General features: G+C 45.6%; 9 protein-coding genes. 3 read left to right on the top strand and 6 right to left on the bottom strand.

What is annotated here, in order from left to right; all coding sequences use genetic code 11:
• Positions 1-96: 96 nt before the first annotated feature.
• The 3 genes from LY387_RS10150 to LY387_RS10140 all read right to left on the bottom strand — a co-directional run bounded on the left by LY387_RS10150 (position 97) and on the right by LY387_RS10140 (position 4,001).
• Positions 97-813, bottom strand: coding sequence for a 3'-5' exonuclease (locus tag LY387_RS10150; protein WP_234496097.1), 717 nt, complete (start codon positions 811-813; stop codon positions 97-99).
• An 8-nt stretch (positions 814-821) separates the two neighbouring features.
• Positions 822-2,711: a putative nucleotidyltransferase substrate binding domain-containing protein gene (locus LY387_RS10145; protein WP_234494003.1), complete on the bottom strand. Its 1,890-nt coding sequence runs from the start codon at positions 2,709-2,711 to the stop codon at positions 822-824.
• A gap of 99 nt (positions 2,712-2,810) precedes the next feature.
• Positions 2,811-4,001, bottom strand: coding sequence for an amino acid aminotransferase (locus tag LY387_RS10140; RefSeq protein ID WP_234494002.1), 1,191 nt, complete (start codon positions 3,999-4,001; stop codon positions 2,811-2,813).
• A 544-nt stretch (positions 4,002-4,545) separates the two neighbouring features.
• On the opposite strand from LY387_RS10140, the gene LY387_RS10130 reads away from it, so the two are divergent.
• A complete protein-coding gene (locus LY387_RS10130) occupies positions 4,546-6,231 on the top strand; it encodes a polysaccharide lyase family 7 protein (RefSeq protein WP_326491993.1) in 1,686 nt (561 codons plus the stop codon).
• Positions 6,232-6,277: 46 nt separating this feature from the next.
• Here the strand turns inward: LY387_RS10130 and LY387_RS10125 are convergent, their stop codons facing one another.
• The 3 genes from LY387_RS10125 to LY387_RS10115 form a co-directional block, all read right to left on the bottom strand.
• Positions 6,278-6,586, bottom strand: a complete 309-nt coding sequence (locus tag LY387_RS10125; protein ID WP_234494001.1) for a hypothetical protein — start codon at positions 6,584-6,586, stop codon at positions 6,278-6,280.
• Between the two features lie 188 nt (positions 6,587-6,774).
• Entirely contained in the window at positions 6,775-8,175 is a 1,401-nt protein-coding gene (asnS, locus tag LY387_RS10120) for an asparagine--tRNA ligase (protein WP_234494000.1), read from the bottom strand.
• Between the two features lie 125 nt (positions 8,176-8,300).
• A complete protein-coding gene (locus LY387_RS10115; RefSeq protein ID WP_234493999.1) occupies positions 8,301-9,920 on the bottom strand; it encodes a methyl-accepting chemotaxis protein in 1,620 nt (539 codons plus the stop codon).
• 302 nt (positions 9,921-10,222) lie between these two features.
• Between LY387_RS10115 and LY387_RS10110 the strand changes: the two genes are divergently transcribed.
• Complete coding sequence (locus LY387_RS10110) at positions 10,223-10,810, top strand: hypothetical protein (RefSeq protein ID WP_234493998.1); 588 nt, start codon at positions 10,223-10,225, stop codon at positions 10,808-10,810.
• Positions 10,807-11,799 (top strand): glycosyltransferase family 2 protein, encoded by a 993-nt coding sequence (locus tag LY387_RS10105; RefSeq protein ID WP_234493997.1) that lies wholly within the window; start codon positions 10,807-10,809, stop codon positions 11,797-11,799. The genes LY387_RS10110 and LY387_RS10105 overlap by 4 nt, the downstream gene beginning before the upstream one ends.

Genomic DNA, 11,799 nt, shown 5'->3' with positions numbered 1-11,799 from the left:
GGTACCTTCGTCGCATAATACCCCCTCTAACTCCCCCTAATTTAGGGGGAGAACCAGAAGCGAATTTTCCTATCGTCACATCGCTTGGAAGTACCCTTACAACCAATATTCTCCCAATACAGCTCCTTCACTCCCGTGATAAGCCATTTGCGCTTGTAGCAGTTCAGCGGTTGCCACGGCATCCATCAGTGCATGATGCGGCGGATAATCAGGTAGTCCGTAGCGTCGACGTGTTTGACCCAAGCGAACAGAGTCCGCGCGCTTTCCTTTAAGCTTGTTTAGCAGGCCTGCCGTCAGCTTATCTTGATAGTCTGACTCAATTTGCATGGTATCCACGACGGGAAACTCAATGCCTTCACCAAGCATCTTCTTCAGAGCACAGTTCAAAAATCCGCGCTCAATAGGACGGTAGTGGACAACAATCACTTTGCCTGCGAGTGCGTTGAGCACATCTTCAAGGATCTCGTTAAGAGTAGGGGCATCAATAAGATCGTTGTGCGTAATCCCGTGTATGACAACGGACTCTTCTTCCAGCTTGGCTTTTGGTCTAACAGTCCAATGGGCAGCTTGATTAAGTTTGATTCGAGAGAGAGTAAAAGGCACTAAGCCAATCGACAAAATGCCATCCTTCTCTGGATTCAATCCGGTTGTTTCAAAATCGAGCGCCACGAAAGGCACCTCACGCAGCGGTGTATCTGCATGTGGTAATCCTGCCGAATAGAAAGCTTGGAGCCTCGAGTCTTTTGAGCGTTCACTCAGAACGTCAAACTTATTGTTCCATTGCACCGCCGGTACTTTGAGTAGTTTTTTTATCATAGGACCTACTTAAAGTTGTTGCTTGCTTGATATCGGAACTTTAGGAAGTTCTGACCGTTACTCAGAATTTGGAAAGCGTCTTTCAGATTTCGTCTTTCAAAGTCTGATAGATTTTCTGGCTCGACATTGTTGTCTGGCTCGATGCCTTGCTCGACATCTTGAGCTTGGTGAGCAATGCGCACCATGGAAATGAACTCGAGTGCATCTTTTAGATCTCGTGCGCGTCCCTTTGGCAGGATCCCCGCTTCGTGGATGTCGTCGAGACGTTCAAACGAGTTGGTTGAGCGAGAGCCAACCGCAAGGGCATGCACACGAATAAGGTCAACGAGAGGGGCAGTACCGCGTCGTTTTAGGTTGATGGAGTTATTGTGTCGGCCATCTTTCTCCATTACGAAGTCTTTAAAGAACCCGAGAGGTGGTTTGCGATTAAGCGCATTGCGAGCTAAACAGGCCAAGAAGCGGTTATTGCGTCTAGCTCGTCTGACGATAAAGCTATTGAGCTGCTCTGCCCACTTTAGTTTTCCGTATACTCCATCGAGGTCGAAAAATATCGAGGCATTGAGCAGCGCTTTAGGGTTTGGATCGTCGATCCAGTCGGCAAAGCACGCTTCCCACTCTTTACGGGTCATTCGCCATTCAGGGTTCGTTGCCATGATGTCACCAGTACAGTAGGTATATCCGCAATCGGCGAGACCATCGCAAATGAACTTAGAGAAAGCCTCGAAGTATTTGCCGTGCTTCTCTTTGTTAAAACTGTCATCAAGGATAATGGCGTTGTCTTGGTCGGTAACCAAGAGTTGCTCGTCTCGTCCCATCGAACCTAGCGCTAAGAAACAATAAGGGATAGGTGCCTGCCCTAACTCTTCTTCTGCTAACTCAATGATACGTTGTTTGAAACTTCTACCAATCACCGACATGGCTGTGCCCACCATATGGGCATTAGCGTCTTCATTGACCAAACGAACAAAGCTATCTCGAATTTGGTCAGACAACGCTTTCAGTTCTTCAACAGATTGCTGCTGGAAGATACTACTTACGAGTAAGAGAGAGTTTTGAGACTCATAGCGAACGATATCGGTCGTCTCAATAATCCCAAGAGGTTTCTTGTTCTTAAGTACCGGAAGATGATGCACATTGTAACGGAGCATGGTGAGCATCGCTTCGTACACATACGCATTGTGGTCAAGAGAGATGACGTCCGTGGACATAACCGTAGAGACTTCATCTTGCGGGTCCAAGCTTTCTGCTAGCACGCGCGTACATAGGTCACGGTCAGTAATAATACCGACAACTGGTGAGGTATCTTCTTCGTCGTTCTCTACGATTTCGGGATCGATAATAAGCAGCGACGACACCTGCTCATCTGCCATGAGGCGAGCGGCGCTTTGAATAGTACTGCTGCGTTCAATGGTTGGTGCATCGCGAGTTAGTAGCGTTCGGACTTTGGAGGTGGTCAGGTCGTTGGTATTTTCATTGTTCGATACGGTTTGTCTCAATCGAACGGTATCTTCGACTTCAACAAAGTCTGCGAATGAATCGAAGCCATCATAAAGTTCCTGAAACACTTCCGCAGGGATGCAGTACACTAAAGTATCTTCAACCGCTTTGGCAGGGAAGCGTACCTTGTTATTGGTCAGAAGACCCATTTGACCGAATAAATCGCCTTCATCAATTCGGTTATAAAGCTCGCCTTTGCGTCGATAAATCTCGACAACACCACTGCGAACCATGTACAGGTCTTGAATGTCATCGCCAAAATGAATGATGGGGGTGTCTTCGCGATAGTAACCAATCTCAATTTGTTGTGAGACGTGTATCAGCGTTTCTTCAGGGAGTTCATCGAAAGGGGGATGAGAGGCCAGAAAGTTCTGGATTTCAATCAGTTCAGCGTCCATGACGAGCCTTATCAAATGGAGTATCTGTTAATACTACACGCTGAAACCAAAAAGGTCAGCTTGCGCTGACCTTTGAGTTAATATTTTGATATTTGGAGATTAAAGTACCGCAGCGATACCTTTACATAGTGGTCCCATGTTTGATTTAGTCATACCTGCAACGCTGATACGACCTGAACCGACGATGTAAATACCAAACTCTTCTTTCAGGCGGTTTACTTGCTCTTTACTCAAGCCAGAGAAAGAGAACATGCCGTTTTGGCGTTCGATGAAGCTAAAGTCTGCATCTACGCCTTCTGCTTTCAGTGTTGCCACGAATAGCTCACGCATTTCTTGAATACGATCGCGCATTTCAGCGACTTCTTGTTCCCATTCTGCGCGCAGTGCTGCATCGTTTAGAATGTAGGTAACAACCGCAGAGCCGTGCGCTGGCGGGTTCGAGTAGATAGAGCGGATGATGCTCTTCACTTGAGAGAAGGCAGTCGTAGCGATCTCTTCTGTCTCAGCAACGAGTGTAAACGCACCCACACGCTCATTGTACAAACCAAAGTTTTTAGAGAATGAACTCGCTACAAGGATCTCTTTGTTGTACTTAGCGAAAGTACGCAGACCTTGAGCGTCTTCTTCAACACCCTTTGCAAAACCTTGGTAAGCGAAGTCGAATAGTGGAACTAGGCCTTTGTCAGCTACAAGCTTAGCAAGTTGCTCCCACTCGTCTGCAGTTGGGTCGATACCTGTTGGGTTATGACAGCAGCCGTGAAGCAATACGATATCACCAGCAGACGCTTGCTCAAGGTCCGCAACCATGCCAGCAAAGTCTTTGTCTTTAGTTTGTGCATCGTAGTAACGGTATTGTGCCGTTTCGATGCCAGCAGCGCTAAATACGCCGTTGTGGTTTGCCCATGTTGGGTTGCTGATCCAGATTTTTACTTCACCTAGTTGGCGTTTGATAAATTCACCCGCTACGCGAAGCGCGCCAGTACCACCTGGAGCTTGAGCTGTTTTTGCGCGCTTTTCAGCTACGATTTCAGCATCTGCACCAAATAGTAGTTTTTGAACAGCTAGACCATACTCAGCTGTCCCTTCAATCGTTAGATAAGACTTGGTTTTTTCCGTTTCTAGAAGTGCCGCTTCTGCTTTTTTTACGGTAGCCAGAACAGGAGTCTCACCTTGTTCATTTTTATAGATACCTACACCTAGGTTGATCTTCTCAGCGCGAGCGTCTTTTTTAAACTCTTCTGTAAGACCGAGGATAGGGTCAGCGGGTGCTGCAACAACTTTTTCAAACATATTCTTCATCCATGTTAATTGAAGGGGGCGAAAAACCATTCGTAACGAATTAGTTACTAGGTGACAACAGCCTATTTATACCTCTCGAGGCTATCAGTGACAACCAGATTAAAGAAGAAAACTAAAAATTATCTTGATTTGAAACAGAAAAGGGCAGTAATTCAGTATTTATGTATGGAAAGGGCACATGTTTATGAGCTTTCGTAGTGGGTAAAGTGAAAAAGTGTATGGATAGCGAAATGGAAACTAATATTACTGCTATTTCATATGAGCGCTGCCACACTTTATGTTGCAAAGCGAAACCTAATCGTCATGAATCTATTCGTACTGTCACGTCTTTAGACAATTAAAGCTCTAGTTTGATGTGTTAGATCACATCTTACTCCATATGCTGAAGTGGCATATAAATATACCTGCTAATGTTGATATTGTAATACAAAAATAACTCAGCTAGATCCTTGGACTATTTAGTGGTTAGTGCTGTACAGGATGGAAGATGGGTCACTCAACTTGTTACATAATGGAACATTATTCAGGAGATGACATGAGACCGAAGACTTTCCGTTTTTTGACGTTAGCAACAGTAATTACTGGATTTTTAAGTGTTTCTGCCAGCGCTGCTACTTTCGTAATGGAGAAAAATGGTACTGACTTTTCAATAGACGGTAACGGTGGTGCCCAGGAGGGGCAGCAACTCTACTTATGGGGAACTAACACGACTAATGCGAATCAGCAGTGGGTTCAAATTAATCATGGTGACGGTTATTATTCATACAAAAAGAAAGATACTAACTTATGTTGGGATGGCGGGGACGGTGGTGCGCAGCGACAAGCAGTGACTTTGCAAACCTGTAATGCGAGCGATTACAACCAACACTGGCAAAAGATCAAAGTTGTCAGCGGTACAGAGATATATCGATTTCAAAAGCGGAATGCAACGGGCTATTCCATTGATGGAAATGGCGGTGCTGCAGAAGGGCAACTTCTTTATCTCTGGGATTCCAGTGATAGCAACGTTAATCAACAGTGGGTGTTGAATAACATCGATAGCAGGTCAGGCGATAAGCTCTCAATTGATACCGCTTTTGATGACGGCACAGGTCATGGTAGCTATCCAGCAACCAACGCAATTGATGGTAGCACAGCGTGGAGCAGTCGTTGGGCTGCGTCAGGTTCACCTGTGAACCTGACTATCCAACTTCAAGAAACCAGTGATGTATCGGAAGTAGGTATCGCTTGGGGGCAAGGAGACTCTAGGGCGTATACGTTTGAAATCTATGCACGTCCAGGTACAAGTGGTGCGTGGACCAAGGTATTTGATGATGTCAGTAGCGGCAATGTAGATGGATTCGAAGTCTTTGATATCACTGATATCTCAGCACAGCAGATACGTATCAAAACATTTAGTAATACGGCCGGTACTGAATGGACCAATATCAACGAAGTTGAGATCTATGGAGGTAGTGGATCTGGTGGTGGCGAGCCAGTCGGCAATGCTGAGTATCCATCTGATTTGATGAGTAACTACAATCAATGGAAGATTACCTATCCGGATGGCACAGAAGACAAGACGTTGTATCAAGAGAGTAATGAGTATTTCTACGTCAATGATGATCGTAACGGCATAGTGTTTAGAGCACCGGTTCGCTCGAACAATGGTACGACGCCTAACTCAAGCTATATCCGATCAGAGCTTCGAGAGCGAGAGGCTGATGGTAGTTCGGATATCTATTGGACAACGACTGGTAAGCATGTGGTTTACGCTAAGCAAGCCATTACTCATCTTCCGATAGTCAAAGATCATCTAGTTGCGACTCAGATCCACGGAAACAAAGAAGCTGGTATTGATGATTCTTTGGTACTTCGTCTAGAGGGCTCTCATCTATTCTTATCGTTCAATGGCGGCGTGTTACGTGATGACTTGACCATTAAAACGAACTACTCGTTAGGAACGATTCATGAAGTAATGTTCGAGGTTATCGATGGTAAGCACTACGTTTATTACAGTGAAGATGGCAACCTTGGAAGCGCTTATGCGTCGGGCAACGCAAGTCAGTACTTGGTGAAAGATGGCAGTACTACTGTGTTGATGGATCTCGACTACGGCGAAGCTTACTTTAAGATTGGCAACTACACCCAAAGTAATCCTGAGAAAGAAGGGTCGTATACCGATGACCCTGACAACTATGGTGAAGTCGTTGTGTATGACTTTTGGGTCTCGCATCAATAATCAAGCACTCGATAAAAGCAAAGGCCTCAAACAGGCCTTTGCTTTTTTAGTCATCGAAGCCTTTTAAGTCGTGTTCAGATTCGATAGCCTGAGTTTCTATATCAGGGTTGTTATCGAATTTGTTCTTTGCCCAATCATTTATGTGTTTGAGAATCGCGCTTGCGGCGTGTTCTTTTGTTGCCTCTTCGCTGTTACTGATATCCAGAGTCTGCTTTGAATGTAAGCCAGTTTCGTCTTCAGCTACATGTAACCAGTCTGGGTGCCAATAGTATGGTTGGCCAGTGGGAGACTCCCACTTATGAACGCCATTACTTTCACCGAAATATTCGATATCGTTTTTTGTAAACTTACCCATTTAGACACCTCAATATGTGGTCATGCACCCTCTAAATGTAGTGTGGATTTGCTGGTTTACCAATGCAAAAAATGCTTCGAAAACGAAAACTAAGCGCTCAGTATTGAAGGCCTAACACTAGGAGAAGCGCCAACAAAAAAGGCCACCTAAATAGGTGACCTTTTGAAATGATATTCCAGCAATTTTGCTTAGAAGTTCGCACTACGTGGAGTACGTGGGAATGGGATAACGTCACGAACGTTGCCCATGCCAGTCACGTAAGACACTAGACGCTCAAAACCAAGACCGAAGCCAGCGTGAGGCACTGTGCCGTAACGACGTAGGTCGCGGTACCAGTTCATGTGCTCTGGATCGATGTTCATAGCGCGCATGCGGTCATCTAGAATGTCTAGACGCTCTTCACGCTGTGCACCACCGATGATTTCACCAATGCCAGGTGCTAGTACGTCCATTGCAGCAACGGTTTTACCGTCGTCGTTCAAGCGCATGTAGAATGCCTTGATGTCTTTCGGGTAGTTCTTAACGATTACCGGCGCTTTGAAGTGTTCTTCAGCTAGGTAACGCTCGTGCTCAGAAGACATGTCGATACCCCATTCAACTGGGAATTCGAACTCACGACCAGAATCTAGAAGGATTTGGATTGCGTCAGTGTAGTCAACTTGTGCGAAGTCAGCATCAACGAACTGCTCTAGACGAGCGATCGCTTGCTTGTCGATGCGTTGAGCAAAGAACTCAAGGTCATCGCGACGCTCTGCTAGTACTGCCTTAAATACATACTTAAGCATGTCTTCAGCAAGCTTAGCCACGTCTTCTAGATCTGCGAATGCGACTTCAGGCTCAACCATCCAGAATTCCGCTAGGTGGCGACTGGTGTTTGAGTTTTCTGCACGGAACGTTGGACCAAAGGTGTAAACCTTGCTTAGTGCACAAGCGTAAGCTTCTGCGTTTAGCTGACCAGATACGGTTAGGAACGTCTCTTTACCGAAGAAGTCTTCGTTAAAGTCTACGTCGCCTTTTTCAGTGCGAGGTAGGTTTTCTAGGTCTAGAGTAGACACGCGGAACATTTCGCCTGCACCTTCAGCGTCAGACGCTGTGATAAGTGGTGCAGAAGTCCAGAAGAAACCTTGCTCGTGGTAGAAGCGGTGAATCGCTTGAGATAGACAGTTACGAACACGTGCAACTGCACCAATCACGTTAGTACGTGGACGAAGGTGCGCTACTTCACGTAGGTATTCGATTGAGTGACGAGTCTTAGCCATTGGGTAAGTCTCGGCATCTTCAACCCAACCAACAACCTTAACGTCAGTCGCTGCTAGCTCAAAGTCTTGACCTTTTGCTGGAGATTCTACGATTTTGCCCGTTACTTCTACTGAACAACCAGTAGTCAGTTTTAGAACTTCTTCTTCGTAATTATTTAGATTATTTGGGACCACGGCCTGAATCGGGTCGAAACAAGAGCCGTCGTAGATGGCAAGGAAAGAGATTCCAGCTTTGGAATCACGACGCGAACGGATCCAGCCGCGAACAGTTACTTCACTGTCAACAGCTAGCTTACCGCTTAGTACGTCAGTTACAGGCGCGTAAGTCATGTTATTAATCTTCTCCATGGAGGTAACAATACAACCCAATGATTATTGGCCAATAATTAGTCAACTCATTGGGTTGCTACTAAATTTCTTTTCAAAGGCACATATTACCTGTCAATTTTCATGGTTCAACCTTTATTGTGGTTATTAAGCATAAATTGATTAAGTAATGTCTCCAACTGATGAGAAAGCTGTTGTAAGTCCATGCTGATTTGATGTGTCTGCGTTGCGCTGCTTGAGGTTTCATTCGCATGCTGAGTGATGATGGCGGTTTTTTCACCGACGCTTTCGCTGGTCTGTCGATTTGCCTGGATCTGTTCTTGAACTTGGCTGGCAAGGTCTGTGGTCGATTCTATTTGTGAAACGACGGTCTGCATTTTGCTCGCCAGTGCTTGAACTTCGTCGGCGCGTTGGTGGGCAGTATCTGACACTTTGTTGACCGCCTCAACGGAGAAGCTGCTGCCTTGTTGGAACTTGGCAATGATCTCTTCTATGTCATTAGTGGCATCGGTCGTTCGACTTGCCAGTGATCGAACTTCGTCCGCAACGACAGCAAATCCACGACCCTGTTCGCCTGCTCGTGCTGCTTCAATGGCGGCATTGAGAGCGAGTAGGTTGGTCTGATCGGCAATGCCTTTGATGGTCGAGAGAATGGCAGATACTTGCTCTGTTTGGGCATTCAACTCGGAGATATGGGTGGATACCTCCGTGATGTCTTGAACTAGTAGCTCAATATCGTCGCTAGCGCCTTTTGCTTCAATACTGCTGGCTCGTGTGAGCTCACAGGTTTCTTGCATCAACAAAGAGGCTCTCTCCGTGGCATCACTGACCGTGGCTTGCTGCTCCTTAAGCATTTGCATATTGCTCTCAACGGCTGCGGTTTCATCGAGCTGGCGCTTAGCGGTGGACTCGTTGTTCTCGGCGATGTCCGTCAACTTGTCGGCATTGCTGCTTACCGTCTGCGCAGTGGTTTGAACCTTTATTAGGCTTTCTGAAACCGTATCCAAGAAAGCGTTAATATCGTTGGTTAAGTCACCCACTTCGTCATTTTGCTTTTGTGATAAACGGATAGAGAGGTCTTTACTGCCGCTCACACGTGTCATAAATTTTGATGTTGTTTGAACCGGTCCAACAATAAATCGACGTGCGATAAAAATGGTCGACAGGTAACCAAGGAACGCGATCGCCGCCATGATAGCGACGGCAATCGCCGTGCGCTTATTCACCATCCCATTCACATGGCTAAGATTGTATTCAATTCGAATTGCGCCAAGCACCTCGCCCTCTTCTGTCATATGGCAGGCGATACAGTTGGTTCCACGGTAGTCGGCGCTTGCTTTCATTGGGAGTGCAACAACAAGACCATTTCCCCAATCTGCTTTGAACGGTTCTAATACGGTTTCACCGTTTAGGGCGCGGCGGTCGATATCATCGACGGCTATTTGGTTATCGAGTCCTGTACCATAGAGTTTACTGACCGCATCACCGCGAAGGACGCGAACGTTCTCAATATTCTCTTGGGCGAGTGCTTTATTTCGTAGCGTCTCTTTTTGGGCCATGGTGCCGGTGATCATCATCATGTTTAAGCTATCAAAATAATTGCTCGCTTTATCATGTAATTGTTCACTAAGGACGGAGTAAATAAGATCACGTTGTTGGTTGTATTGATAGGTTGTGGAAATGATAACCACAGTGCCAAAAACCAGAATAAGTGCGAGTAGGAGTTTATTTGTTATTGTAAGTCGCATAATTATATTGTTAATTGTATGGGCTGACAGGGTGAATATTAAGTTAATGAATGGGTGTCGGGGAAGTGATTTTGTGGCAAAACCTCGCAAAGCTCATGGTTTTTTGTGCAAACTGAACCAATTATGAGAAATCATCCAAACTGCAGTACAGGCTTTTATTACCAAGTTATAACAAGCGTGAATCGTAGCGAGTGGATTATAAGAAGGTCACCGAAACTTAATCAGTTTCTGACTCTCTATTGACAGAGCGATAGTGGGCAAAGAGTAAAACCAATAACATATGTAACCAAATGTTATTGAGCATGTCTGCACAACGTTTTGATCTTAAAGAAGACACCAACCTAAAGGTGTCGAGTAAAGGCGTCTATCGTTTAGCGATATTCGTCTTGCTTGCGCTATTATCGATGTACTATTTGTGGGTTCTATATTTAGCCGCGCACCCGCAAGTCAATACTGCCTATCGAACCTATTATATAGATAAACAAACACTCTATTGGGCGAAGGACAATGCGCACGTCTTTTGGCCAGATTCTGGTGTCATCGACACCTCAGAAAACCAACCTTATCTAAGCCGACAGGGATGGGCTGTGAAACCTGACCAGCATGGCAGAGAGTTAGTACACAAAGGAAGTGTATTTTTTAATTTAGGGGCTGCTCCAACTCATTCCATTCGCGTGAAGTTAGCGTTGACGCACTCTATAACCGAGCCCGTGTATATCTCCCTCGATGGTCACAAGCAAGTGAAGTTGCTACCGCATGACCTCAATGCGTTGGAGGCAACGCTTCCTGCATCGCAATATTCTATAGAGGCCTCACTACACCAAATACAGTTTGAGACTCCCGCAAGCCTTAACGTCAATCAAATTTCGATAACCGAGGTGGCTCAATGAAAAATATAAATAACTATACGTTGTCGATTTTGGTTCCCGTTTATAACGAGCAAGAGTCGATATTGCCCTTTATGGATGCGTTAGAAACGAGCCTTCATTCAATCAAAGATAAGTTAGATATTGTCTTTGTTAATGATGGCAGTAGTGATGATACGAAACGAATTATCGAATCTGTTATCGAGGTTGATTCTCGAGTGAGCCTAGTCAATTTGGCCAGAAACTTTGGTAAAGAGTCTGCAATGACAGCAGGGCTGGATCATGTTCAAGGTGATGCGTGTGTGATCATGGATGTGGACCTGCAAGACCCACCTGAACTTATTCTCAAGTTTCTAAATCTTTGGCAGACAGGTGACTGGGATACCGTGTATGGCGTAAGAGTGGATCGCTCCAAAGATACTTGGGTAAAGCGCATCACTGCTGGTGGCTTTTATCGCTTTTTTAACTGGATCGCCGCTGAAACTAAGATCCCAGAAAATGCAGGGGATTTTCGTCTTATCGATAGAACGGTCATTGATGCTATTCGTCAGCTTCCTGAGCGTAATCGTTTCATGAAAGGCCTATTAGCATGGACGGCATTTCGTTCGACAGGGGTTGAATTTGAGCGGCCGGAGCGTGCAGCGGGTGAAACTAAGTTCAATTACTGGAAGCTATGGAATTTTGCCGTAGACGGTATTTTTAGTTTTACCGCGTGGCCTTTACGCATTTGGGGTTTTGTTGGCTGCGGTATATCGGGTCTAGCGTTTCTTTTCATGTTGAAGATCATCATCGGGGCGACGTTCTTTGGTATTAAGACACCCGGCTACGCATCGACGATCAGCGTGGTGTTGTTTTTGGGGGGAATACAGCTTATTTCGCTTGGTGTAATCGGCGGGTATGTCAGCAGAATATATAGAGAAATTAAACAGCGCCCCATCTATCTCGTAGAGGGTGTATATGGAAGATACCAATCAGTTTCCCAACCACAGCACACAATCTCTAAGGCAGGCTAA

Source organism: Vibrio maritimus, assembly GCF_021441885.1.
Lineage (GTDB): Bacteria > Pseudomonadota > Gammaproteobacteria > Enterobacterales > Vibrionaceae > Vibrio > Vibrio maritimus_B.
The sequence above is the reverse complement of the archived record's forward strand: the minus strand, read 5'-3'. Positions and strand labels throughout refer to the sequence as shown.

What these genes read in the sequence shown, in the direction of transcription:
- LY387_RS10145 (WP_234494003.1), bottom strand. Translation starts at nt 2,711, where the DNA reads ATGGACGCTGAACTGATTGAAATCCAGAACTTTCTGGCCTCTCATCCC.
- LY387_RS10140 (WP_234494002.1), bottom strand. Translation starts at nt 4,001, where the DNA reads ATGTTTGAAAAAGTTGTTGCAGCACCCGCTGACCCTATCCTCGGTCTT.
- LY387_RS10130 (WP_326491993.1), top strand. Translation starts at nt 4,546, where the DNA reads ATGAGACCGAAGACTTTCCGTTTTTTGACGTTAGCAACAGTAATTACT.
- LY387_RS10125 (WP_234494001.1), bottom strand. Translation starts at nt 6,586, where the DNA reads ATGGGTAAGTTTACAAAAAACGATATCGAATATTTCGGTGAAAGTAAT.
- asnS (WP_234494000.1), bottom strand. Translation starts at nt 8,175, where the DNA reads ATGACTTACGCGCCTGTAACTGACGTACTAAGCGGTAAGCTAGCTGTT.
- LY387_RS10115 (WP_234493999.1), bottom strand. Translation starts at nt 9,920, where the DNA reads ATGCGACTTACAATAACAAATAAACTCCTACTCGCACTTATTCTGGTT.
- LY387_RS10110 (WP_234493998.1), top strand. Translation starts at nt 10,223, where the DNA reads ATGTCTGCACAACGTTTTGATCTTAAAGAAGACACCAACCTAAAGGTG.
- LY387_RS10105 (WP_234493997.1), top strand. Translation starts at nt 10,807, where the DNA reads ATGAAAAATATAAATAACTATACGTTGTCGATTTTGGTTCCCGTTTAT.